Source organism: Sphingobacterium pedocola, from assembly GCF_015209965.1.
Lineage (GTDB): Bacteria > Bacteroidota > Bacteroidia > Sphingobacteriales > Sphingobacteriaceae > Sphingobacterium > Sphingobacterium pedocola.
On the sequence record NZ_MU158689.1, the window covers coordinates 1 to 25,650 of the forward strand.

Annotated in this window: 16 protein-coding genes; 10 read left to right on the forward strand and 6 right to left on the reverse strand. The window is 51.1% G+C overall.

What is annotated here, in order from left to right; translation table 11 throughout:
• The first annotated feature begins 770 nt into the window (after nt 1-770).
• On the forward strand, nt 771-3,590 hold the full coding sequence (locus tag C4F40_RS00005; protein ID WP_196937317.1) for a sensor histidine kinase: 2,820 nt from the start codon (nt 771-773) through the stop codon (nt 3,588-3,590).
• A gap of 51 nt (nt 3,591-3,641) precedes the next feature.
• On the opposite strand, the gene C4F40_RS00010 is transcribed toward C4F40_RS00005, so the two are convergent.
• The gene (locus C4F40_RS00010) at nt 3,642-3,788 is read right to left on the reverse strand and encodes a hypothetical protein (protein WP_196937318.1); all 147 of its coding nucleotides are present in this window, start codon (nt 3,786-3,788) and stop codon (nt 3,642-3,644) included.
• Here C4F40_RS00010 and C4F40_RS00015 point away from each other — a divergent pair, their 5' ends adjacent.
• From C4F40_RS00015 to C4F40_RS00025, 3 genes are all read left to right on the forward strand, one after another.
• On the forward strand, nt 3,789-4,400 hold the full coding sequence (locus C4F40_RS00015) for a hypothetical protein (RefSeq protein ID WP_196937319.1): 612 nt from the start codon (nt 3,789-3,791) through the stop codon (nt 4,398-4,400).
• A 142-nt stretch (nt 4,401-4,542) separates the two neighbouring features.
• Entirely contained in the window at nt 4,543-5,169 is a 627-nt protein-coding gene (locus C4F40_RS00020; protein ID WP_196937320.1) for a response regulator, read from the forward strand.
• 114 nt (nt 5,170-5,283) lie between these two features.
• Entirely contained in the window at nt 5,284-6,087 is an 804-nt protein-coding gene (locus C4F40_RS00025; RefSeq protein ID WP_196937321.1) for a helix-turn-helix domain-containing protein, read from the forward strand.
• 13 nt (nt 6,088-6,100) lie between these two features.
• Here the strand turns inward: C4F40_RS00025 and C4F40_RS00030 are convergent, their stop codons facing one another.
• The 5 genes from C4F40_RS00030 to C4F40_RS00050 form a co-directional block, all read right to left on the reverse strand.
• Nucleotides 6,101-8,572 carry an MSCRAMM family protein gene (locus C4F40_RS00030; RefSeq protein WP_196937322.1) on the reverse strand — a complete coding sequence of 824 codons (2,472 nt, stop codon included), beginning with the start codon at nt 8,570-8,572 and terminating at the stop codon, nt 6,101-6,103.
• A 369-nt stretch (nt 8,573-8,941) separates the two neighbouring features.
• Nucleotides 8,942-10,018 carry a hypothetical protein gene (locus tag C4F40_RS00035; RefSeq protein ID WP_196937323.1) on the reverse strand — a complete coding sequence of 359 codons (1,077 nt, stop codon included), beginning with the start codon at nt 10,016-10,018 and terminating at the stop codon, nt 8,942-8,944.
• Nucleotides 9,999-10,817, reverse strand: a complete 819-nt coding sequence (locus C4F40_RS00040) for a fimbrial biogenesis chaperone (protein ID WP_196937324.1) — start codon at nt 10,815-10,817, stop codon at nt 9,999-10,001. Before C4F40_RS00040 ends, C4F40_RS00035 begins: the two co-directional genes overlap by 20 nt.
• Before the next feature lie 87 nt (nt 10,818-10,904).
• Complete coding sequence (locus C4F40_RS00045) at nt 10,905-11,525, reverse strand: hypothetical protein (RefSeq protein ID WP_196937325.1); 621 nt, start codon at nt 11,523-11,525, stop codon at nt 10,905-10,907.
• 525 nt (nt 11,526-12,050) lie between these two features.
• Nucleotides 12,051-12,587, reverse strand: a complete 537-nt coding sequence (locus C4F40_RS00050; protein ID WP_196937326.1) for a hypothetical protein — start codon at nt 12,585-12,587, stop codon at nt 12,051-12,053.
• 328 nt (nt 12,588-12,915) lie between these two features.
• Here C4F40_RS00050 and C4F40_RS00055 point away from each other — a divergent pair, with 328 nt between their 5' ends.
• The 6 genes from C4F40_RS00055 to C4F40_RS00080 all read left to right on the forward strand — a co-directional run bounded on the left by C4F40_RS00055 (nt 12,916) and on the right by C4F40_RS00080 (nt 25,457).
• Complete coding sequence (locus C4F40_RS00055) at nt 12,916-13,437, forward strand: hypothetical protein (RefSeq protein ID WP_196937327.1); 522 nt, start codon at nt 12,916-12,918, stop codon at nt 13,435-13,437.
• Nucleotides 13,371-14,054 carry a tyrosine-protein phosphatase gene (locus C4F40_RS00060; RefSeq protein WP_231389870.1) on the forward strand — a complete coding sequence of 228 codons (684 nt, stop codon included), beginning with the start codon at nt 13,371-13,373 and terminating at the stop codon, nt 14,052-14,054. Before C4F40_RS00055 ends, C4F40_RS00060 begins: the two co-directional genes overlap by 67 nt.
• Nucleotides 14,055-14,205: 151 nt before the next feature.
• On the forward strand, nt 14,206-20,598 hold the full coding sequence (locus C4F40_RS00065; protein WP_196937329.1) for a DUF7507 domain-containing protein: 6,393 nt from the start codon (nt 14,206-14,208) through the stop codon (nt 20,596-20,598).
• Nucleotides 20,599-20,606: 8 nt separating this feature from the next.
• Nucleotides 20,607-21,626, forward strand: coding sequence for a PorP/SprF family type IX secretion system membrane protein (locus C4F40_RS00070; protein WP_196937330.1), 1,020 nt, complete (start codon nt 20,607-20,609; stop codon nt 21,624-21,626).
• A 13-nt stretch (nt 21,627-21,639) separates the two neighbouring features.
• Complete coding sequence (locus C4F40_RS00075) at nt 21,640-23,601, forward strand: OmpA family protein (RefSeq protein ID WP_196937331.1); 1,962 nt, start codon at nt 21,640-21,642, stop codon at nt 23,599-23,601.
• A gap of 104 nt (nt 23,602-23,705) precedes the next feature.
• A complete protein-coding gene (locus C4F40_RS00080; RefSeq protein WP_196937332.1) occupies nt 23,706-25,457 on the forward strand; it encodes a tetratricopeptide repeat protein in 1,752 nt (583 codons plus the stop codon).
• Nucleotides 25,458-25,650: the final 193 nt, after the last annotated feature.

Genomic DNA, 25,650 nt, shown 5'->3' on the forward strand with positions numbered 1-25,650 from the left:
CACAGGTTTTGAAACTGATCCTAAAACAGTGCTTTTGCAGTATGTTCAGGTATATTTTTTATTTGCCACAGTAGCTAGCGCATCCATCTATTATTGGCAAATGGCTACTGCGTAAGCAGGCATCAGGGCCGAGTGCGGGGATTAGGGGCTGATGCAACTCTAGCGACATTTGTCGGGTATGTAAGGAAAGTGCTTTGTATTGTTTTTAAACTACAGTACAAGTTAAAAGGACGACCTAGGTCGATGTAGCGTTAAGAGAGCTTTTGGATTTGCGTTAAGAACAGATCTACGAAGTGAAACGTCTAAGAGCTGTTTAGTAAATCCAAAAGCTTTTAGCGTAACATTGACCAAGTCTTGACTCTTTGCTCCTTTCTCGTCAAGGAGAAAGGAGAAGTCTTGCCACGGCCAGTGGAGAGGTAATGAAAGGGGAAGTTTCAAAAAAAGCAACATAGATATACAACTCATTTTTATTGCATATAAACAAAAGTTTATTTAAGTTTGGCTTCCCGTTAGCCGGACGGAAATTAACATAGATTTTTACTTTTAGTACTTTACACACCTTAAATTCATCATTAAGATAACGCTTTTTGCAATTAATGAAACAAACCAAGTCGTTTGCCAATACACCACCTTTGCCGGTTTTGCTGTGGTTTTTGCTGTGGTTACTACCTCTTTCGGTCGAGGCTTCGCCCTATCGTTATGCACAGGTATTAACAGGAGTCGACAAATCCCACCTGATGATCTCTGCTGCCGTCAAAGACCAGTCTGGTTTGATCTGGTTGCTGTCCGGCGGTCAGCTCTACCGGTACGACGGCGTCAATGTCGTACCCTTTGCCAAGCTTTATGAGCGATCGGTGCCCTATGCTGAAGTGCAATCCATGGCCGCAGATCCGTGGGGCCGACTCTGGCTCCATACTCGGAACGGCCTGCTCGTGTTCGATACACGCAGCTGGTCATTTGTTGAAGACGCTTCTTACGTTAAAGGACTAAAAGGCCTTGGGATTGTAGGGCTGTTCAATCGGGGAGACGCATTTTTTGTAGCCACCGAAACGGGGATGGTTTGGCAAGTTTATCAAAAGCACAGAACCTTCCTGTTTTATTTTGACCCCCAAGGCGGCAGAGGAAGAAAGACGGTGGGCCGTCTCTTTGTTGCCGATCAAGATCAGGTGTGGCTGGCGTTCAACGGCAAGCTCTACAGCATGGATTTACATCGCTACAAACGACGCCTTCAAGCCCTTCCGCCCGAGGTGTTTGACCATGTCGAAGATCTACTCCCTATTAAAGGAGGGCTGCTGATCCGCAACTACAGATACGGCTATTATATTTGCGACGGAAAGCATATCAGGCGCGCTGATTTACACGGCGGTGCCACCGATGATTTCACGAACTGGAGCCATTGGTCTTTTATCGAGAAAGATCGTGTGAAAATATTCTGTAAAAATGGGCGCTATTTCGAATACAGCAGAGATACCGCATTCGAGCTATTAACCGAGGGGCGGCATCGTTTAGAAGAAGATGTGCTTTACAAAAATGTAAACGGTTGGCAAAAAGCCGGAGACGAATGGCTGCTAGCGACAGATGACGGCCTGTATAGCGTATTCCGGGCCAAGATCATTTTTGACTATATAAAAAGCGGTAGCTCGAGGGGTATGATCCGGCAGCACAATAAGTACTATTTTGGAGGATACGGCCATTTAGACCTCATGACACTTCAGGGCGATCGGCGCGCCTATACCGAAGCACCGGAAAATAATTATTATGCCTTTCTCGAGCGGAATGCCGATACCACCTGTATCGCGTTAGAAGGCGGATTCCTCGGCTTCCTTGTCCGCGGCAAGGTCGCAAAGGCACCCCTTGTTGTACCGACAGGTTGGCGAAAGGAATTCTCTCCGATGGCGTTTTGTATAGTAGCGCGGGATGCCGACAACCTCTTGGTTGGTACCTCCAATGGCATCTGGAATTATGCTGTGGCATCGGGTACAGTGTCTCCCCTTTCGGATCCCACGATCGGATTCTTTAGCAAAGGTATGAAGATCCTGTCGATAGGACAGAAAGACAACGCCTTATCATTTACCACTGAAAACGGATACTACCTATGGCGAACAGGGCAGCTGCAAAAAGTTTACCCTGTAGACGATTCTAAACTGCATATATACGCACACCTACATCAGGGTGAGGATACCTATCTTGGCACCAAGGGGCGTGGTCTTATTATAGTCGACAAATACGATCGGGCGAAGCCCGTCGACCAGAAAAGTGGTTTAGCGAGCCAAACCGTGTACCAGATGAGCTGGGTAGATGGGGCGCTCTTTATGGGTACGCACGAAGGTCTATCGGTACGCACCCAGCGCGGGAAAGTGTACAGTTATTACCATAGCGATGGGCTCCCATTCGAAGAATTCAACCATCAGGCAATGTATTACGATAAGGATGCCGATCGGCTTTTTATGGGGGGTACAGGCGGATACATCGCATTTGACCCCTCGTCCCTATTAACCTCGGTCAATCAGCTTTATGTGCCCGCGCCGGTGCTGGTGGGTATTCATATCGGTAAGCGTTCCAACCGATATTCGCAAAGCTATGCGGCCCAGGAGCTCAGGGATACCATCCAGATTTCTGCAGATGCAGTCTGGTTTTCGATGGACTTTGCCAATTTGGACCAATACCGACGGGCCTACACCATCTACTACCAGGTCCAACCGCTGATGGATAGCTATCAGGAAATGCCACCGTCTGGACAGATCAACCTAACGGGGATGCCGACAGGAGAGTACCAGGTATCGGTGATGCTGCGATCAGGCAACCAAGAAATAGAAACCGTGCGCAATTGGGTGCTGCACAAACAACCTGTCTTCGTAGAAACGCAGGCCTTTTACGCTTTGCTGCTCCTGTTTATCGGTGGGATCACCAGTTTTGGACTCTATGCGCGTACGCGCAAGGTTAAATGGGAGAAGAGCCTACGCAGACAGATATCGCGTGATCTGCATGATGAGGTTGGAGGCTTACTAACGGGCATTTCCATGCAAGCCGACCTCCTTCGGATCGAGCGCTACGCGCAGAAAGGCAAATCGATCGAATCCATCAGTAATTACAGCCGGGAGGCCATACAGATGATGGACGACATCATATGGGCCATCGACACACGCAACAACAAAAAAGGAAGTCTCGGCGACCGGATGAAGTACCTGGCCGGACAGATGATCGAGCCGTTGGGATTACCCCTTACCTTTGATATGGATCACCAGCACGAGCGGCCCATGCCGCAGAGCGTCAGGCAGAATCTTTACCTCATCTACAAAGAAGCCCTGCATAATATTTGTAAACATGGTGGCGCATGTAGCGTATACATCAAGTTACAGGTACTGCCGCACCGTATTACCATGCAAATACACAATACATCTAACGAACGTGCAGCGATCGACCCGGTAGTCGGCCGGCAGGGACACGGGCTGCGCAATATGAAGACACGCGTGCAGCAGATTGGCGGCGATATGATATCCGAAGCCAGTCCAGCGGGTTTTCAGGTCAACGTAACCGTTCCGATTAAAAATAGATTATTATCAAACTTTTTTAAAGCGTACAAAATATAACTTATGGATACCACATTTTTGTTTGGCCTTTATACCTGTATAGCCGGGACGCTACTCTGCATTTCCGGTATAGTCGTACGCCTGTTCGATAAGCAGGCGCGCCGGGAACGCGCCGAGCAGCTGCTCTGCTTTGCTGTCGCTATTATGGTTTGGCATATCTTTATCTATGCGATGATCGTTTCCGGGAAAATTGTGCATATGCCCCATTTTTACAACAAAGGTATACCCTTTTATTACCTTGTGGCACCCTGTGCCTACTTTTATACCTTATTGAAGTTGTATCCCGGCACCAAGATCTCGCGCTACTGGTATCTGCACCTGCTGCCCGCCGTAGGGGGGCTCATTGATATCCTCCCTTACGCCTTCGCCAGCCTCGAAGAAAAAAATGCACTGTTGCAGCACGTCGTCACCGATATGCAGATGGGGTTTAAACACAGCTACGGGTACATTGATCAGAAGTGGCATTACGTCATCAAGTTTGTACTGGCCTTTATCTATGTCATGGCCCAATGGCGACTGATCTACCTCTTCGAGGCCAATGAAAGTCGTGTACCAGCCGAGCGTGTGCGACTCGTCGTACATTTCTCGATCGCATATTCCTTGCATTATGTGTTACAGGGAAGTATGGTCTTAAATGTTCTTTTTAATCAATTGCAGGGATCCTTTATCTTACGTGATATCAGTCAGATCGTGTGGGTCAGTCTGTTCTTCATGCTCTTTAGTCTATGGTTCTTCAGCAGTGGCGTATACCGACCCTTTATCGCGAATAGGCGGATACGTAAACTCGCAGATAGGCAGATAGGCAAATAAGCAGATTCGCAGATACGCAGATGCTTAATACTCAATACCCAATACCCAATACCCAATACCCAATACCCAATACCCAATACTTAATACCCAATACCCAATACTCAATACCCAATACTTAATACCCAATACCCAATACTAAAAAATGAAGCACCGCATAGCCATTATTGAAGACCGTCAGCCCGTGTTAGACTCACTGGCCAATTTTTTCAGCAGTTCCGACCATTTTGAGCTGGTATTTACCGCCAATTCCATGGAAGATCTCGTAGACGTGTGGCAACAGCAGCAGCTTGATATTGTCCTTTGCGATATAGGTCTTCCCGGAAAATCCGGAATTGAAATCACCTGGTATATTAAGAAGCGCGCTAGCAGCGTACAGGTCATTATGTTTACAGTCTTTGAAGACCGTGACAACCTGTTTCAGGCCTTATGTGCCGGTGCTTCCGGTTACCTGCTCAAGAGCACACCCCTATTCGAGTTGGAAGACCGTATGTTGGAGGTGATGCGGGGAGGCTCCGTCATGAGTCCACAGGTCGCCCGTCTCGTATTCGAGCACTTTCATCCCGCACTTGATAAGGCAGAAAGTACCCGTACCGAGCAGCTTACTCCCCGGGAGATCGAAATTGTTACCTTGCTGCAGCGCGGCGCCTCTACCAAGCAGGTCGCCCAGGATCTATTTATCTCGGTCGATACGGTGAAGTATCACGTGCGTAATATCTACGCCAAGCTGCAGGTCAATAGCCGTGCCGAGCTGATTCTGAAGTACAAATAATATTTTTTCCACCTTTTGTAGTGAATCGGCTACAAAATAGAAAATTTGACGTGGACTGCAACACTAATATCTGTAACTTTCGGGCTGAAAGACAGTGTATTAGTGTATAATCGAATGAAGCGTATTCAAATCGTCAGAGGAAAAATAAGTACCGACACCATGGCTGCGTGTAGCACATATGATTTTATCATATCGTTCCGTGAACAGGGCACGCTCCGCCGTGGCGAAGGCCAGATCAGTTTGCACAGGGGGCAGGAGGTAGACCGCTTAGCGGAAGATGCCCAAGTGTACCATGTTTTTTTCGATGCCGTGCACATTAGCGACCCCTTAGAACTGGCCTTTCTTCATCAAGAAGCCGGCCGTTTATCCTTTGCAGTCAGCCAACTTGAGAGTGCGTATCTCGCGCAGCTTATATTTACGCTGTTGCACCATATCGGTCCCGAGGAAAATCCAGTCAACACCCTTTTGGTGCACAACGTCATCGAGCAGATCGTATTAACGCTGATGGTGCGAACCGATAAACCGCAAGGCATCACGGTCGGTCGGCCATTGCAATCGGCCCACGAGACAGCACACCGTTACCTGTCGTTCATTAAGAATCACGTGCGCGAGCACAAAAACGTATCCTACTACTGCCTAAAGTTGGGGGTTCCGGCCAAAGCGCTTGCACAGGCCACCAAAATCACCTATGGCTGCACACCCAAGGAGCTCATCCACCGCGAGCTCATGCGTATAGCGACCGAGTACCTGGTGCTTACGACTATGTCGGTCAAGCAAATTGCGTATACACTCGGATTCGAAGAAAATAATAATTTTAGTGCCTTGTTCAAGCGGCATACCGGCATCACACCGCGTGCTTTCCGGGAGCGTGCCACGGCATCAGCTGTACCGGCCCCCGAGGAGCACGTCGCCAGCTAAGCCGCCTGCCTGTTTACTTCGTTCCGAAGCGTTTAATTTCCACCTTCTTCATTTTAACCTTCAGTTCAAACGACGGGATCCGCGTGTTTTCCCCGATCTGTACAGTGGCCAGTTGCAGATTCTCCGTCAGGTAAACGTTTTCCGGTAGCGAAGTTTCTTCCAACAGGAAAGAGTAATTGCCCGCCGGGAGCAGAAAGGTGAATTCGCCCGCTTCGTCGGTAAGGGCTTCTGTTAGTACGCCTTCTTCATTCTTGGCCAGTACCCGGTAGCCACGGAGACTTTGGTTCACTTCAAGGCTCAGGTTGGCATCAATCTGTAAATCAATGGCACCGGTAACCTTACTCAGCTGTTGTAACGGAACCGTCACCTGCAGATTGCCTTCCGCTAACACCACTTTTTGTGATGCCGCCTGATAATTATCGCGTGGTGGGAAAAATAACGTATAGTTGCCGTAGGGCACCTTGCGAAATTGCGCGTGTCCCTTTTTGTTGGTAATAAATACGATATTATCGACCAGCAAGGTATAATCCGCAGCTATTTCATCCCCTTTATCAAAGATGCCATTGCCGTTGTTATCATAGAAGCAAAATATATCGAGATCACCCGAGCGGGGGCGTTTTTTCGTTAAGTCACGACTTTTAAGATTCTGTCGGATGCCCAGTTGCAAATTGGCAAAATCATAGGAGAAGCCACTCACCGCCTTCGTATAGTTGTATTGCAGGAGTGATGTCAGCATCGTATTCTTACCCAGTTTGTAGCTCAAGTTTGAATTTCCGGCGTAGGTATGTCCATAATCCGATGAAATCGATGCCGACACATTTACGTTCCAGGTAAGCTTGTCCTGTAGTGCCTTACCATTAAATGCCGTGCCCATTCCATAGCGCGGTCGAAATGGAATATTAAACAACAGGCTGTTGTAGAGTTCGTAAACCTGGAAGGCGCCGTGTTGATACGAACCGTATAGGTTCAACCGTTTGTACGTGTACGTGAGATTAGACCGGAATGCGAATTGGTTCGGTATCCTGTCGGAGATCTGGATCAGCCCCATCTGGAACTGCGTAAATAAGCTATGTTTAAAGTTCGGCGATCGCAGCGTGGCCGTTGTCGCAAGCTCCCAGCCGCGTTTTGTGATGCGTGCATTTTCCGAACCCAAGAAAACGCTGCCCTTTTCCGTCGAGTAGCTCGGCTGTAAGCTCACATTCACGAAAGCCGACAGCGGCGCAGATACAAATATATCCGCTTTTGAAATCTCATTTTCAAAAGGAGCCATGCGGCTGCTTATATATTGGGGGGCGAATTTGTTAAAAATATAGCTGGCGCCCAGCTGATAGTTCTTATAGCGTCGGCTCACACGTTGCTGCACCTGTATCGATCCGCGGCGATTGCCCGTATAGTACGGGGTACTGTAGAAATTATCGCTGCTATAGCTCCACTTATCCTGCTGGCCGACCAGCCGTATTCCCAGTGCGCCAGAAGGCTGTATGCTGTCTGTTGTACCATGTTCATGACCATAATAAGTCTGTACGCCAGCACCCACGAAGCCATCCAGCCGAATCTTTTCCTGCAGGCGTTCCGGCAGCAGGCCAAACTGGTTTGTAAACAAGAGACTTTGCGTGCTATCGTAGCGGGATAAGTCGTAGTATAGCAATCCATCGTAGCTTTTGAGCTCATCTATATCCCGTCCCAGTGTGAGCTGGCCATAGGCGGTATAACCCGGGCTCCCAAGGTTGTAAGCACCCAATAGATCCGCAGACTTTTCGACGACGCCCACCGTAGCAGTAGCGCGGGAGAGCGAGTCCAAGGTATACACCTTGATACCGCGGCCAAATATGGAGACCTCCGTATTTTCCTGAATATTGCCGAGCGTAGTACCCCAGCCGTTCCCTTCGTATGCGAGGTACGTATTATTGATATTAGGTAAAAACTGCCGGCCGCCGGCCTGGTTCATATGCACTTCATAACGCAATATCCCATCCGCAGCCGCATATTCACCCCGCGACCGAAGGTAGTACATCTGCTGTTCCATCAAAAGGTTGCTCACCATGCCTTCGATGTAGTTTCGGGAGTATACATTACCCACCAGGTTCTGATCAAAGATCCGTTGGAAGTTCCGGGAAGAGGTCAGGTTTCCCGTCAAGATGGAGAGGTTTCCAAATACCTCACTCGACTCGTAGAGGCCTGCTACGTTAACCGTATACTGGGGCAGTTCCAACATGTAGCGTTCCACGGGAATGCGGAATTGGATCACCGAATCCGCACTTGCCTTCAGCAGCATCGATACCACGTTAAATTCGCGATTGCCGGTGCGGTTGGGTGAGGTAAAGACGAGTCGTACCGGCTCATCAGTTGTACCGTTATTGATGACCGCAATTTGCAGGGCGATCGAATCGCCCGTAGATTTGAAATATGTTGTGGCAGATTGGTCCTGTAGTACGACCGAGCGCCGCTCCGCGACCAAGAGCCCGATCCGGCGGTTGCCCGTCACGGTACCTTGTTGATCCGCCACCTTTATGCCGATCGACTGGCCTTTTAACCGGCCAATCGCAGACACCCGAAATTTGAGCGAGAGGAAGCGTCTTTTGCCCGCAGGCAGGTCAATGGCGATACGGTCGCCTTGCAGCGCCTGCATTCCCGAGGGTACAGTAAGCAGCAAGTGGCCTTTAAATTCCGCCAAGCTGTCCAATTGCCCCAGTTGAATATCCAGACTCACCACACCTTCCTGTACCGTTAGCGAATCGGCCACCTGCATCCGTAATCCGGCATGCTGTGCCCTCAGGGTGTACGGGAGCAGTCCGAGCAGAATCCCAAACAGCAACGCTACAAAAAAAGATTTAGAAAGAGTTTGCACAGGGTGTTATTTGGGCATGAGGAGGTAACGCAGCGAAATATGATAAGCGCCAGATTTTACTTGTTTTAACTGCTCACGCGTAAATTTCGCGCGATAGTTTAAGTTGAAAAATTGCGCTGATTTATCGCCTGCACCGTCACCCTCCAAGACAACTTGGTCTATGTTTGATAATTTGACCGATGGTAAGCTACGTACAATCTTCGTTTTCGATCCCGGGCTCAAGCTTACCGTCAAAATAGCTAAGTTCAGCGGATCGCCGTGTTCCGACGTCAATTCATTGCCCAGCGCTTTCACCTGCAATTCGTAGCCCGTCAATGCGTTGACCTTTACGGCATCCTGGTACGTGGCCGTTACGCCTTCCTCGTAATCGCGAAGCGTGTTAAACACAAGCGATGCGTTGCTCGCTTCCGCGCCGATGCTGAGGCTGTAATTCGGTTCCACATCGATTAGGTTACCATCCGTCAGGTTATTGCCGATCTGTAAGGTATAGTCCACGCGGTGCGCGCCCAATACATTACCATTACGGTCGTACAAGGTATAGAGTACCGGTATCCCGTACTGTATGGGCGAGTAGATATCGGTGTTCTTGTATTGGTCCAGGTATTTCCCGCCCTCGATCTTCATCGAAAAGCTCAATGTCGACTGGCGGTGGGTATTATTCGCTTCCTGCAAGAAAATTGGTTCCTTGGCATGTTTAATCAGCATGGCCTCATTAGCCGGGGGCAAGATCACGTAATTGCGTGTCGCCCCTGTATTCGCTAGGGTGAGCTGCTGATTATCGTCCTGCGTAAAGCGGAAGCTGATTTTTTCGACCGGAAACGATTTTCCACTTACGTTAGTAGCGTATCGCGGCACAATAGGGCTGAGCAAGCGTACCGATACCGACCATTGCGGGAAGTTGATCGACGTGCCCTGATATTGAATGTGCATGTTATTGAAGTAGTCGCCCGTCTCACGGCCTAGGTAGGAGGTAACCTCCGTATAATTCTGGCTGTACACCGCAAAGGTGAGCTGGGCCACGGCAGATTTGCCGGCAGCTAACAGACCCATCAATAAAAGAATGCTACAGCGTAGTATGTTCATGTTTAAATTCTAGTTCAGCCACTTTTATGCGGTCATGTTCGCCATAATTCGCGATGACTGAGGCAATATAGTCACCCGGTTCCAGGTCCGCTGGGATTTCAATATAGTGCTTACGTTTATCCAGCGGCAGGCAGTAGAATCCCTGCTGCTCCAGCTTCGTCTTTTTACCATTTTCCTGGTTAATAAATTCCACGATAAAGTTTCCGTCCACCCAGATGTTTCCTGGCACTTCGTATGTTATTTCGACAAAGTTGCCGACACTATCCTGTTGGTGGTAACGTAAGTTGGTTACCTCTATGTCGGCGTTGTTCCGCGCTGTAAAGCGGTGGTAGATCTTTATTCCCGAGCGCAGCGCAATGCGGATATTCGCACCATCCTTATCCAGTCCCTGTTTCGGGTTCAGCTGTGTCACGAAGAGCATCGCTGTATGCACCGGTACCGAGTCGTTGAATTGGATGTGCGGCGGCACCTGCATGTTCAGATTCAGTTGCTTCGTTTCGCCAGGACCCAAAGAAAAGAAGGGTTCCGAAACCGAAAGCCAGCTGCTGCAGCTTGTGGGCAGTGTGCCCGGAGGGTGCAAGAGGTTGTCCCCATACAGCGAATATTTCCAGTCCTCCAGGGAGACAGCCAGTTCCAGGGTATAATCTTTACTGGGGTTGGTCACGTCCACGGTCTGGCTTTGACCTACACCGGCATCCGCCACAAAATAAACCCGCGGTGGGCCTACCGTTAAACTGGTTTGCGCCCATGCTGTCAAGCAACAGGAAAGAAAAGCAAGCGAAGAAAGGAGAAATTTCATTGGAACCTTAGATATTAGATAATGTAAAAAAAAGCAAGTATTGAAAAATACCTGCTTTTTTTACCAGATGTATTACAGGTATTAAAATTACGGAGCAGTGATGGTATAAACCACGTTAACCGTGTAGCGAGCCGCGTTACCGTTTGCACCAAGGTAGTTTTGTACATCTGCAGAAGATAATGAACCTGCTGCATACGTCACATCGATAAACTCACCTACAGTAGATGCTGTGCTGTTATTGTTACCTACTACATAGCCCATATCTTGAGCGCTTTGGCCTAGATCACGGATCACTTTAGCCGCGCCGCCGCCAACTTTAACCGTTACTTTCGTTCCGTCCATCGTTGCAACACCTGCACCAGCTGTTCTCGCTAAGTGATCTAAAGATGCTGAAGCATTGATTTTGAATCCAGAACCGATTGAAGTTGCTTTTAAGTGATTTGTAATTGTTTTAGATACCCCATTGGTATAATCCGCAGCAGTCTTGTAGACTAAGTTTACCGCATCTGCTTCCTCTAAATGACCCAGTGTTCCTGAATTACCGTAGTTAGCAAGTTCTACAGATAACGTCGGGTGTAAAATGACGTTCAACTTTACGTTTGTTGGATTTTCGGTTACCGGTGTTGTTGTAGAAGGTTGACCTTGTTGTGCTTGAGCACCGATTGCAGTTGCAAATACTGTTGCGATTAAGAGCGCGATTTTTTTCATTGTAGTATGTTGTTAAGATTAAGTTGTTATTAACTATTTGTGTTCTCTAACAGAACGGCACAAAAGTACATGCGTAAATTGCATTTAGAAGTATAAAAATGGGACAAAAAAGTATAAAAATAGGATAAAACAAGACAAGTCCGAGCCAATTGACTGACTCGAAAAAAAAATGGTAATGTTAGAATCGATGTTTAAACGCGCTGGGAGGCGTTTCTTTGAATCGATCTTACCACTTTGCTAACTAAATTTGTGTTCTTAACTTAACTACAATCCAAATGTAGATTTTTCGCTACATAATTCCAAATAGTTTGTCAAAATTTTTTCATAATTTTTGTTATGTGCATATTCTTGTTACAAAAGATGTAGATTTCGCCTGCCCGTAACGCCTTTCTCCGAGGGACTTTCCGTGGTTTATTACCTAACTTGCTGTTTTCCTGCGTGTCCAGTTGCCTGGCATTAAAAATTTAAGCCAGGTCTTCCACGTGTAACGAAGGTGTAGCTATTTCCAGGATAGGAGGGATCCTGTTAGCGTGCCTCAATGCTGTACACTACTGTATTGGATAACTCCGTTACCTCCGCTCCCTGTACAAAACGCGACATTACGTTATTGCCTGGTCCTTGGTAGCGTACATCAAACACTTCAGTCATCGATGCCGAGCGATTGGAAATAATTGTTTCATTCGTAGCTCCCGCAAACTGCGGCGTGAATTCCGTTAGCGGTTGTGCGGCGACAGACTGCGCACTTATCCGTATGGCCGGCATATCGACCTGTTCTTCATTTCCAGCGATCAGCTGATGGTAGCGTGGGGCACCGAGACGTACCTTTACCACATACCCCGTGGTGCTAAATACATTTAGATGTTCCTTTTGCAGTACCTCTACGCCGTTCTGGTAGTCATCTAATGTCTTATAGGTCAGTGTTGTAGTCTGCTGTGTCGGGTTTACCGTTAAGTTTTGTACGCGGTGCAAAACCACATGTACCCGAGCCGACTGTTGCGCAGTCACTGTTAGACAGGATCCCGCAATACATAAAACCGAAAAATAACGAAACAAGTTTTTCATAGCGCACACAATTAGGTTATAGCATCTAAATTCCCCCTTTTTGTCACGTTAACCTATGCGATTACCGTGCCACAGCTAAATATAGGCAATCAAAAACTAAAAAAAGTGCTTTAGCAAAAAAATAATAATTCCTTCGCATACGGTTAAAATGAAAAACTACCCGAATGGGTGGGAAAGGGAAGCTCAGAATGCGCTACTTTTGCACCAACTTAATCTACACACTACAAGGAGATGTTTGCAGTTGGTCCCACCAGCCGTCATCTGCGCCACATTTGGTCCCATATCGTTTGCCCTGGCTTCACGATACCGGGTTACCCGCGTCCCAGGTATGTCCCATCGCGCATTCCCTACAGATCTTTTTGCAGGGCATCCGGGGTATTACCGTTTTGTCCAATCAATTACAGCACACCTTCCTGTTAAGAAGCGTCAATCAGGTCATCTGGATCAGGGCGTGTTTTCTGCTCTTGTGCATCTGGTTTTGTTGGAGTCTAGAGCCGGTAACAAATGTCAAAACTACCCATCGGGGTGGGGTTTATCCGGTGTTCACCGCTTAACTTTGTTAGCAGTTAATCTACTCGTGAAAATCAAATCAGGTTCTTCCGTCGTCCTCCAGCAAGGTGTGATGTCGGGTGGTGTTGATGTGCAAGGCGAGACCTTCGGCCGGGAAGGTAGCGTCATCGATTCGTTCGAGGTAGACAAATTATCATTAACGGATGACATTGTATGTTTAGTATTTTTAGTCGCAAGCGACGTCACACCGATCTCAGTTGGATCAGAGTCGATATGCATTCCCATCTGTTGCCCGGTCTCGACGATGGAAGTAGTTCTCCAGGTGAGAGCCTGTCCATGATGGATGCATTGCTCCGTTTGGGGATCGACCAGTTTTACGCGACCCCACATGTGTTTAAGCGGCTCTATCCCAATGATCAAGCCAGCATTGCGCAGGCTTTTCAAGAATTGCAGCCAAGCCTTCAAGGTCATGGCGTTCGTCTGGCCTGTGCCGCCGAGTACATGGTCGATGCCGATTTCGAAGCCCTGTTGGTCAGTGCCGGAAATCCCCTCATCTGTCTTCCCGGCAGTCATGTGCTCATTGAAATGTCTTACCTTGAAGAAAGCCTGCGAATCGAGCAGAATATCCATCGGCTGCACGAATTAGGCTATACACCTATTTTGGCCCACCCCGAGCGGTATGTCTTTTACCAGCAATCGCCGGAGCGTATCAAGCGGTTCAAAGATCTGGGCTGCTTGTTGCAGCTTAATATCCTTTCCCTCTACGGCTATTACGGGCAGCGGGAGCAAAAAGTTGCCGAGTACCTATTAAATAAAGGAATGATTGATCTCGTAGGTACCGATGTACGGCAGCAGCGCCACGTCAGCGCACTGGCCCATTACGTCAAGAAGGAGGATGTGTCCGGTTATTTTAAGCACAGTCCGCTTCAGAACGAAGCCCTTTTTAGTATAGCCTAGCCTCATGAATAGTTTTTCCTACACCTTAACCAATAACCTATCAGGCAGCCTGATATACTGCCGTGCTCCTTTTCCCCAGGTCCGTGGTGAAGACTTGATAACCCTTCGCCACGGTAAGGAGTTGAACATGACTTTAAAAGCACCTTGAAAGATGAAGTACGAAAGCCAGTATATATCGCCGTATAGGCGCCCTTCATATGGCATGGGGTGGCTTGTTGCATTCCTTTTGGCTATCCTGTCCATTGGTACGGCGGCGGCAGCACCTGTCGCCAATCCTGCAGTACAGCTTACCAAGTCGACCAACCGCGCCACTAGCTATAATAAGCCCGGCCAAGTCATTGAATATACCATTAGCATAACCAATACGGGCACCGTCCCACTTTATAACGTACAACTTACCGACAGCAAGGCCGATGTCGCTATCGTAGGCAACATCGCAACCTTTCCCGTAGGCGATAGGCGTACCTTTATATCCGTATACACCCTTACCCAGGAAGATATAGACCACGGAGCGGTATACGGGCAGGCCACTGCGCAGGCCCGTGATGCTGGAGGCACGCTGTTGAGCGTGCTGTCTATCGACCCCGGCCCGCTTGATCCCGCCCAGCCCGGTACACCGCCGGTCGATCCTCGTTGTCCGACCTGTACCGTCGTACCACTGGTACAGCAGCGGCAGTTGGATCTGGTGAAGACCAGCGACCGCAGTAAGGCCTATGCCACGGTGGGCGACAAGATACCGTACACGATCCGGCTCACCAATAGCGGCAATGTTACCCTGCATGATGTCGTCCTATCCGACCCGGGGGCTGATCAGCCTGCTGTCGGTACCGTCCCTACACTGGCGGTTGGCGCATCGCGGCAGTTTACCGCGACCCATACCGTTACCCAGGCAGATCTGGATCGTGGCGCCGTTTACAACCAGGCGACGGCGCAGGGGCAAGACCAAAAAGGCACGGGCGTCACCGCGCTGTCGCGGGATGGCAGTCCCCTGGCCCCCAGCGATCCGCTACGCGATCCCGCATGCCTCGATTGCACCGTAACGCGTATGCAGCGCAGCCCTGGGCTTGCCGTTGTCCATACCACCGATCGCAGCAACGCCGTTCAGCAGGCTGGCCAGGTGATAGCTTATACCATATCGGTAACCAATACCGGCAACATTACCTTATACGATGTTCGGGGATCCGGCTTGCGCACCAGTGAGGGGTCGCTGCTTGGCCTGGCCCAATTGGCCGTTGGCGAGCGTAAAACCATTTCGGCGACCTATACCGTTACGCAGGCTGATATCGACCGAGGTGTCACCTACCAACAGACCCTTATCCGGGCGAAGGATGCCAAGGGCATTGAAATCAGCGGGCGTTCCGTGGATGTCGACCCCGTAGGTCCGTCTCATCCGTACTACGATCCCGGCTGTACCGGCTGTACCGTTGTAGCAAGCCTGCAGCGCCCTGCGCTGCAGCTGCGGTTAACCACCGATCGCAGCGCCACATACCGTGCCGTAGGCGAAGTGGTTCAGTACAGCCTGGTGCTGCGCAATACCGGCAATGTCAGCCTGTACCAGGTCGGTGTTACCGGTCAGCAGACCGATGTCGTCGCCATTGGCAGCACCCCCACACTTGCTGTGGGCCAAGAGATATCCTTTACCACCTGGCACACCCTTACGCAGGCCGATGTCGATCGGGGTGCCGTATACGTACTGGCGCGTGCATTGGCCAAAGACCTGCAGGGACGCGATCTACAGGCCACTTCCAAAGACGATCCTGCCGCACCGCCCCCCGGTATTCCGGTCGATCCCATTTGCGTCGATTGCACCATTGTTCCCGTCATCCAGCAGGCCGCGATGCGGGTGGTCAAGCGTACCGATCGAGACCAGGTCTATACCCATGCCGGCGAGGTCGTGGAGTACAGCATCACCGTTACCAATACCGGTACCGTGACGCTATTCGATATTAATTTATTAGATGCCAATGCCGATCAGGCACAGGTGGGTACCATACCGCAGCTTGGCGTCGGTCAGGTGCGCACGTTTCGGGCTGCCCATACCATTACGCAGGGCGACATGGACGCAGGTATCATATACAACCAGGCGATGGCACAGGGCAAAGATACCAAAGGGCAAACGGTGCGGGCCAGTTCGACCGATCCCGACCCGGGCAGTGATCCCGACCCCTTTTGTACGGGCTGTACCATTATCACCACCGTACAGCGCGGCGCCGTCGAGCTGCTGTTGCGGGGCGATCGCAGCAAAGTCTTTACGCAAGTAGGAGAGAAGGTTAGCTACACCCTTACCGTTCAAAATACCGGTAACGTTACCCTCACCGATGTAAGGCTCGATCTGGGTACAGCAGATGGCGTATCTGCTACGGCCTTTCCGCAGCTTTCGGTGGGCCTCACCGAGACCGTTACGTTTAGCCAGGTCATCACACAAGAAGATATCGACCGTGGTGCCGTGTACAAGCGTGTTTCCGCCACGGCAAAGGATGCCAAAGGCATAGCCATGAGCGCCACTTCCAGTGACCCTAATCCGCTTGGTCCCCTCGATCCACATGTCGATCCCGCCTGTCCGGCCTGTACCGTCGTCCCCGTTCAGCAACGGGCCCTCCTTGATTTTCGGATGTCGGGCAACCGCAGCAGCAGCTACGATGCCGTGGGCGACGAACTGCATTTTAGCGTTACCCTTACCAACAGCGGTAACGTTACCCTTACCGACGTCGTATTGCAGGATGCTGTGGGGCAACAAGCCGTTCCGCTGGCCGTGCCGACCCTGTTAGCGGGCGATACCTACACCGCTAGCCTTACCCATCTCCTTTCGCAGGCCGATCTCGATCGGGGCGCTGTGTACAAGCAACTTCGGGCCACCGCCTTAGATCCAAAAGCAAAAGCCATACAGGCGCTGTCCAGAGATAGCGATCCGCTATTGCCCAACGATCCGCTGATCGATCCCAACTGTTTAGCCTGTGTCGTCGTTCCCGTCTCGCAGATCCGGCAGCTCGAAGTGTTCAAGACACCCGACCGGAGCCAGTATTATAGCAAAGAAGGCGAGCAGATTACCTATACCATCACCGTTAAGAATACGGGCAACGTCAGCCTACATCAAGTCAATGTGCGGGATACCAATGCCGATCAGCCTGCCGTCGGCGCCTTTGCCAACCTCGCCGTCGGGCAGACGGAAACCCTTCAAGCCATACATAGCATCACCCAAGCCGATGTAAACCGGGGGGTGGTGTACAATATTGCCGCCGTCACCGCTTTGGATCCGCAAAGCCGGAGCGTGCAGGCCAGTTCCACCGATCCCGCACCGCTCGATCCGGCCGATCCCAATACACCCATTGCCGATGCCAGCTGTCCGGCCTGTACCATCACCCCCATTGGGCGCATGGTGCAGTTAGATGTCCGTAAGACAGCCAACCGCAGTAAGATTTATCGCCAAGAAGGGGATGTCATCGAGTATACCCTCACCGTTACCAATACCGGTAAGGTCACCCTGTCCAACCTTATCCTCAGCGATCCCAATGCCGACCAGACCACTGTCGGTACGGTAGCGACGTTAGCCGTGGGACAGACCCGTACCTTTATGCCTACCCATACCGTTACGCAGGCCGATCTCGATCGCGGCGTGGTGTACAACCAGGCCCACGTTACGGGCTTGGAACCCAAGGGTACGCAGATAGCCGCTTCGTCAGTCGATGGCGCACCGCTGGACAGCAGCGATCCGTTATACGATCCCGCCTGCCCAGACTGTACCATCAGCCCCATGCTGCAGCAGGCCCGTGTCCACGTCGTCCAGACAGCCGACCGTACACCGGTGTACAAGCAGGTAGGCGATGTAATTCCATATGCCATCACCGTGACCAATAACGGTAACGTTACGCTACACGATGTCCAGTTGCGGGATGTAGCTACCGGTCAAGAGATCGGTACACCAATAGCACAATTAGCCGTGGGCCAAAGCGAGGTACGCAACAGTACCCATACCGTTACCCAGGCTGATCTCGACCGGGGTGCTGTTTATAAGCAGGCTGTAGCCCAAGGGTATACCCCTCAAGACGCGCTTGCAGAAGGCCTTTCTCGTGATGGCGATCCGCTCAGCGCGCTGCATCCCTTGCTCGATCCAGGCTGTCTCGACTGTACCGTATCCCCGTTGCAGCAGCTTCCCGGCATGTCGCTGCGCAAAACGGTTGATCGTGCCATCGACTACCATCAAGTCGGTCAGCCCATCACCTATACCCTTACCCTTACCAATACTGGCAACGTTACACTCCATAACCTACAGCTCAGCGATCCCAATGCCGACCAGCAAGCCGTAGCCGATATCACGACCCTTGCCGTTGGCGAAGCGCGTACGTTTACCGCTGTGCATACGATTACCCAGGCAGATATTGACCGCGGTGTGGTATACAACCAGGCGCAGGCTATTGGCCAGGATGCTAACCAGCAAGCACTGCGGCAGCTATCATACGATGGCGATCCCCTTGACGCTAGCCATCCGCTGTTCGATCCAGCTTGCCCGTATTGCACGGTGACCCCTATTCAGCAAGTCGACCAGCTGCAGCTTATCAAGGTAAGCGACCGCAGTAAACGATACAGCCAAGTAGGTCATGTCATTCCCTACACCATTACCGTTACCAATAGCGGCAACCGCGCGGTGGACTATATCCTCGTTACCGATGCCAACGCCGATCAGACCCATGTAGGTTCCGTCGCCCAGTTGGCGGTGGGGCAGAGCCAGTCGTTCACGGCCATGCATACCGTTACCCAGGCCGATCTCGATCGGGGTGCCGTGTACAACCAAGCCGTGGCACGCGGCCGGAATCCGGATGCCCAGCAGATCGAAGGCTATTCCAAAGACGCCAATCCCCTGGATCCTTCCGATCCCCTTTTCGATACCAACTGTCCCGACTGTACCGTTACCCCTATGGAGCAACTGGCACAGCTCACGCTGCTCAAACGGGCCGATCGTACCCGTATCTATAAGGTGGTAGGCGATGTCATTGAGTACCGCATCACCATTGCCAATACCGGCACCGTCAGTCTGCGCGATGTCGTCCTTACGGATGATAACGCCGATCAGCCCGCTGTAGGTACAGTAGCCAGCCTTGCCGTAGGGCAGACGCGTACCTTTTTTGCCCGTCACACCATTGATCAGGCCGATGTAGACCGCGGTGCGGTATACAATATTGCCGAAGGGCGCGGTATCGATCCCCGCGGCAGGGAAGTGGAGGCCGTTTCCAGCGATGCCGATCCGTTAGATCCCAGCGATCCCGATACACCCGATCCCGATCCCGACTGTCCATCGTGTACCGTTACCCCCATTCAACAGGATGGAGCCATGGACCTCCTTAAGACGGCCGATCTGACCCAAAAATACCGGTACGTCGGCGAGAAAATACGTTACGAGATCCGCATCCGCAATATCGGTAATGTCACGCTTCAAGGGGTGGTCATTACCGACGACAACGCCGATGTACCCCGTGTTGGGCAGATCGATGCGTTCGAAGTAGGCGCCTCGCATACCTTTTATGCCGAGCATACTATTACACGCGAAGATATGATGCGGGGTTATGTGGCCAATTTGGCCAAGGCTGTGGGTAGCGATCCCATAGGTCGCCCCGTATATGCCGAGTCCAGTAGTGGTAATCCGGTAGATCCGGACGGGCCACGAGATCCTGACTGTCCGTCATGTACCATTACTCCCTTACCCTGGAAAACGATTGAGGCCGTCGACGACGCCTTTGCGACCATCAACGGTGGCGCAGGTGGCACCACAGCTAGCGTACTGCAAAACGATTTGCTCCAAGGTGTTGCCGTTGTCGCTTCGGATGTTGACCTGCAGTGGAGCGACGCCGCACCGGCAAGGTTTATCCTACATGCGGATGGTACGATCACCGTTCCTGCCAATACGCCAATGGGCGATTATACCATCCAGTACACCGTCTGCGAAAGGCAGAATCCCGACAATTGTGCTACAGCTACAGCGTGTTTGACCGTCGAAGCGGCCATTAGAGCCGAAGACGATTATTTTTCCATAACAGGACAGCGCGAGGGTACCAGTACGGCCAGCGTATTGGACAACGATAGCTATGACGGTCGTGCAATCGATCTACAGCATGTTACGCTACATCCGGGTGATGCCAGTGATCCTGCACTCCGAATGGAAGCAGATGGAACCTTATTTGTAGCGGCCGGTACCAAGACCGGTACGTATACCTATAGCTACCGCATCTGCGAAGTGCTTAATCCCCTTAATTGCGACGAAGCCATCGCCACGATCGTACTCGATGCGTCGGAACTGTTCATACCGAATATCGTAACCCCGAATGATGACGGGAAAAACGATTATTTCGAGGTTATTGGGCACGAAGCTTACGACCGGATGACGTTGGTGGTTACCAACCGATGGGGTAATGATGTATACCGCAATGAAAACTACGACAACCGCTGGGGAGGTTCGGCATTGAGCAATGGTACCTATTTCTATATACTCGAACTTATTAAAGACGGGCAGATACAACGGTATACCGGTTGGGTAATCATTAAAAAATACTAAAAACGGAAATGGTAAGTTATAAATTAAGGACATTATATCTGGTTATCATCATACTGCTCGCCTGTTTGCAGCAGCTGTTTGCACAGCAGAATATTCAGTTTACACAGTATGTATTCAACTCCATCAGTGTTAATCCCGCCTATGCGGGATACAAAGAGGAGTGGTTTGGGCAGCTTGCGCTTCGCAGCCAATGGATGGGTATGAATGGTGGGGTCAAAACAGGCTCCCTCTCGCTCGATGGGGTACTCGATGAACGTAGCCGCCGGCACGGTGTGGGCATACAGCTGGTCGCCGACGCCATTGGCGCGCAGTCGGCCAACAGTCTCTACGCCAATTATGCCTTGCGCGTGCAGCTCGATCGCGCCGACCGCCACCGCCTCAGCTTTGGCATCGCGGGCGGAATTACGCAATACAGCCTCGATGGGGATAAGCTGCGGTACCGTGATGAAGGCGACGGCGCTATTGCCGACGGATTGCAGGCTACCTGGCATCCCGATATCCGGCTGGGTGTATTGTACAGTAGTCAGAAATGGTATGCCGGTGCAGCAGTTCAGGATCTGTTTGCCGGTTCGGATGCACGGGATGTTCTGGAGTTTAGCGGTAATACCGTCCAGAGTCTGTATCGAAGGCTACATGCCTATTACATCGCGGGCATCCTGTTCCAGCTGGATCCCGGTTTGAAGCTGCGTCCCAGTATCCTGGTTAAGGATGATTTCAAGGGACCCACCTCGATCGATCTCAACGCGCTCTTCATCTTTCAGGACCGGTTTTGGGTCGGTGGCGGGTGGCGTAGCCGGGCAAAGCTGCTGCGCAGGGAATACCAGATGGCTTCGGCCGATAAACTTAGTGGACAGAGCGCGCTGACCGGTATTGCACAGTTTCAGGTGAGTTCACGATTGCGGATCGGCTATTCGTACGACCATATGCTGGGCACGATGAGTAGCCTACAGCAGGGAACCCACGAAATCACGATGGGCATTACATTCCAGCACAAACATGACCGAATCCGTAACCCCCGTTATTTTTAGCGATCTATACCGCATGAAGCATATCGATTACACCTCCGCTATCCGTACGTTCCTGTTTGCCTGCACGTTGCTGTTTAATCAGTTCAGCATCCAGGCGCAGGAGTTGCCCAGCCGGCGATCCCGCGCGCAGTTGCGCTATGACAAGATGGAGTATGCCCAGGCCGCCATCCTGTTGGAGCCGCTTGTCGATGTACGAAAGCCCAAGACGGCCGACATGGAACTGCTGGCCAAAAGCCAGTTGCAGATCAACCGCTACGACCGGGCACTCAACTGGTATACGCGTGTTGCCCAGCAGCCGGATGCCGGCCGTACCGCCCGGCACGAGTTTGCCCGGGTGCTTAAGCTTCAGGGCCGGCATGAAGAGGCTAAGATCCAGTATCGGGATATCCTGCAGTACTGGGGGCCCGACGCAGCCGTCTCGAAAGCCATAGCCGGCGTAGATTCGGCCATGGTATGGATGAAGCAGCCTACCGGCCATCAGCTGGTCAACCTCCGCGCGCTGAACAGTGCATCGTCCGATTTTGGATTGCAGGCCAACGATTATGGGTTTATCTTCGTGAGTGAAGAAGATCTTTCGCAGTCGCGCCGTGCCGGTATGACCGACAAGCCGTACCTGCGGCTCTTTTCTGCACAAGAGACTTCAAACGGGGACTGGTCGGCCCCCCACCTCATGCACGGGCCCTTTAACCGGGGCGACTATCACATCGGACCGGTGTCGGTACAACCAGATGGCGAGGCCCTGTACGTAACGCGCACTTACGGTGGCAATGCGTCACAACGACGCCGGTCTGCTGGCAACACCTGGCTCACGCAGCACCTCGAACTGAAGATCTACGATCGGGCAGACGGGGCATGGCTGGAGCGCGATTTTCCATACAATAAGGTCGATAGCTATTCGGTGGGCCATGCTGCATTTAGCCGCGACGGGCAGCTGCTGTATTTTGTGTCCGATATGCCCGGCGGCCATGGGGGTGCCGATATCTGGTGTTGTGAGCGCCGGGCCGACGGCAGCTGGGGATTGCCCTATAATGCCGGCGCGCAGATCAATAGCCCGGGAGATGAGCTGTTTCCCTACGTATATGGTAATGATAGCCTCTTTTTCGCCAGCGACGGGCATGTTGGTATGGGCGGATTAGACCTATTCCGGGCCGTAGGTCAGCGGGCCAGCTTCAGCAAGCCTGTAAATCTTGGTTTCCCCCTCAATTCATCAGCGGATGATTTTGGCTTTATGCTGGAGGCAGATGATGCAACAGGTAGCAAGGGTTTTCTTTCGTCCAACCGGATTGGTGGAATGGGATCCGATGATATCTATCAGTTTAGTTACCGTAAGCCGCAGGTCCATATCTGGCTGGACGTATCGGCGCAGGATAAAAAAAGCGGGGCGGCCCTGCCGGGTACGGCTGTCGTGCTTCTCGATAAGCAGGATCGGGTCCACGCCCAGACGACGACCGACGCGCAAGGCAGGGTGAAGTTCACCCTGGAGAAAAATACCGCTTACGTTGTAAAGGGAGAGCAGAAAGGGTACCATCTGGATACCGCACCTGTTGCGGCTGTAGATCCCGCCCGCGACACGACGTTGTACCTGCACTTAATGTTGCAGCCCATTTCGACGGTAGGCGAGCGGTTTGTGCTCGAAGACATCTACTATGATTTTGATAAGTATGCGATCCGGCCCGACGCGGCGTTGGTGCTCGATCAATTGGTGTCCACCCTGCGGAGTAATCCCAGTCTGTCCATTGAACTTTCGAGCCATACCGATAGCCGGGGTACGGCAGCGTACAATGCACTGCTCTCGCAACGACGGGCACAGGCGGCTGTAGATTACCTCGTGCAAAGTGGTATCGCGCGAGGGCGGATGCGGGCCAAAGGCTATGGTGAGACCAAACCGGTGAACCACTGTGTCGATGGTATGGCCTGTAGCGAAGAGGCCCATCAGGCTAACCGGCGTACCGAGATCGAAGTGTTAACGTATTAAAAAATACCCCGAAAGGGGTATTGCTGAAGAGGTCGATTCGTGTTACCTTGGCCGTCAACTTTGTGCGAAAATAATGATATATATCACCATTTTTGAACGTATGAATGTCGTACATTTGCAACTTGTTACCTATGAATAACATGCCTTTAAGATTGTTGAACCGTGTATTGATCTACTGCAGTATAATATGGAGTGTGAGTTGCTCTACGCCGTCTGGGGATCTGGATCTACAGGCCGTGCAAACTGCCCTTGAGACACCGATCGATTATGGCAAGGATACAGCTGCGCTGGAGCAGCAGGTTGGCACATTATGCCGGCAAGCTGAAGAAGAAAACGATGCGCTCTTGCTGTGGGCCTACTACCTCCGTATGGCGGATGGGTATTCCATTGCGCATGACGGCGTGAATGATCGGAGCGACGCATTTTTTCAAGAAGCACAGGCCCTTGCAGCAGAAATCAACCGGCCCGCGCTGTTATTGGTTACCAATATCCGCAATGGGTACTATCTGTTTACGTACCGTAAGATCTCAGAAGCCATTCCCTATTTCATGTATGCGTCGACGCTGTTAGATGAGTCCGATCTGAGGCAGGTGCCGCAGCTCGTGAGGCATATGGATTACCTCGCCCGGTTTTTCAGCTACATTGGCGATCATAAGAGGGCCGTTGCCGCTGTGGAGCGGGGGTTACAATTTACGTCCGCATCCAGTCGGCAGGAAGCCGAGATGTACAATGCGATGGCCGTTTATCTGAAACGGGATAATAAACCAGAGGAGGCTGTGGGTTATTTTTCCAAGGCCCTTGAAGTGGCCCGGCAGGCAAAAGATACCGTATGGGTCGGAATCGTGCTGGGCAACCTGGCCGATATGAAATACCAGAATGGCGAAGTCGAAGAAGCAATTACCGATCTTAAACAGAATATCGCCTATTCGATACAATACGGCGAACACCTGGATGCCATGCGTGCGCTGATCAATCTTTCGGAGATGTATGTCAATGAAAATCGGTATGTGCAGGCCAAGGATGCAGTACAGCAAGCTATTCCCTACATAGAAGAAAAGCCCTATTTTTTGGTTTATAAGCTCAAGGTATCTAAGTTGTTGGCTAAGATAGCCCAGTACGAAGGCGATTGGGAAGTGGAGTTGGCGCAGCTCAACCGTGTCGTTAGGCTGCAGGAGGCGATTGCAAAGCGGGAAGATGCCGAACATCTGCAGCGGAGCTACTGGCGCTGGAAGCAGGAGCGTGATCAAAATGCCCTGGCTGCTGTGGCCGATCTGAAGAGGCGAAATCAGATTTATTTGCGTGTGGGCCTTTTCATCCTTTTCTTGATGACCGTTATCGGTGGACTTCTTATCGGGCGGTATCGCCAGCGGCTGCGAACGAGAACCCTCCTTTTAGAAAAGAAGCGTATGGAAGAAACGTTAGAAAGGCAGCAAATGGGGGAAGAGATTGCAGTGCTTCGCAGTTCGTTAGATGAATTTACCAATACCCTCCGCATCAATGATCTTGTTATACAGAAGTTAAAAGAGGAAAACAGTACGGAAAAAGACAATAACTTCTCCGAATCATTGGAGAATCTGCTCGATTCGCATCTGATGACAGACACGCGCTGGCTCAAATTCAAAGCCATCTTTGATCGGGTGCATCACGGGTATCTGGCCGAGCTAAAGCGGCAGCATCCGCAGCTAACGGAAAACGACCTGCGGATCATCGCCTTGCAGAAGTTAGAGCTCAGTAACCGGAGCATGGGGGATATCCTGGGGATATCCGTCGACGGGGTCAAAAAAGCAAAACAACGGCTGAAGAAGAAACTAGACGTCGATATTTATCAAGATGCCGATGTGCTGGAGCGGAAATAATTTTTGGGTAGTGTCTTTTGTAAGATACTTATAAACAGTGATTTGATGCATTGTCCCCCTTTTGTCCCCTGTCTAGATGTGATAACATTAACTCATTTTTGCGATGTTTGTAAAGGAATCGCTACAATAGTGCGAAACCGATATACAGTAAAAATAAAAATAGCAGTAAATGCAAACTAAGCGAAGTAAAATA

Excerpts from the sequence above, each read along its gene's own strand:
- C4F40_RS00075 (WP_196937331.1), top strand. The coding sequence starts at position 21,640 with ATGAAGCATATCGATTACACCTCCGCTATCCGTACGTTCCTGTTTGCC.
- C4F40_RS00020 (WP_196937320.1), top strand. The coding sequence starts at position 4,543 with ATGAAGCACCGCATAGCCATTATTGAAGACCGTCAGCCCGTGTTAGAC.
- C4F40_RS00015 (WP_196937319.1), top strand. The coding sequence starts at position 3,789 with ATGCCCCATTTTTACAACAAAGGTATACCCTTTTATTACCTTGTGGCA.
- C4F40_RS00070 (WP_196937330.1), top strand. The coding sequence starts at position 20,607 with ATGGTAAGTTATAAATTAAGGACATTATATCTGGTTATCATCATACTG.
- C4F40_RS00055 (WP_196937327.1), top strand. The coding sequence starts at position 12,916 with ATGTCCCATCGCGCATTCCCTACAGATCTTTTTGCAGGGCATCCGGGG.
- C4F40_RS00065 (WP_196937329.1), top strand. The coding sequence starts at position 14,206 with ATGAAGTACGAAAGCCAGTATATATCGCCGTATAGGCGCCCTTCATAT.
- C4F40_RS00050 (WP_196937326.1), bottom strand. The coding sequence starts at position 12,587 with ATGAAAAACTTGTTTCGTTATTTTTCGGTTTTATGTATTGCGGGATCC.
- C4F40_RS00035 (WP_196937323.1), bottom strand. The coding sequence starts at position 10,018 with ATGAACATACTACGCTGTAGCATTCTTTTATTGATGGGTCTGTTAGCT.
- C4F40_RS00010 (WP_196937318.1), bottom strand. The coding sequence starts at position 3,788 with ATGCACAATTTTCCCGGAAACGATCATCGCATAGATAAAGATATGCCA.
- C4F40_RS00025 (WP_196937321.1), top strand. The coding sequence starts at position 5,284 with ATGAAGCGTATTCAAATCGTCAGAGGAAAAATAAGTACCGACACCATG.
- C4F40_RS00080 (WP_196937332.1), top strand. The coding sequence starts at position 23,706 with ATGTCGTACATTTGCAACTTGTTACCTATGAATAACATGCCTTTAAGA.
- C4F40_RS00045 (WP_196937325.1), bottom strand. The coding sequence starts at position 11,525 with ATGAAAAAAATCGCGCTCTTAATCGCAACAGTATTTGCAACTGCAATC.
- C4F40_RS00040 (WP_196937324.1), bottom strand. The coding sequence starts at position 10,817 with ATGAAATTTCTCCTTTCTTCGCTTGCTTTTCTTTCCTGTTGCTTGACA.
- C4F40_RS00060 (WP_231389870.1), top strand. The coding sequence starts at position 13,371 with ATGCATTCCCATCTGTTGCCCGGTCTCGACGATGGAAGTAGTTCTCCA.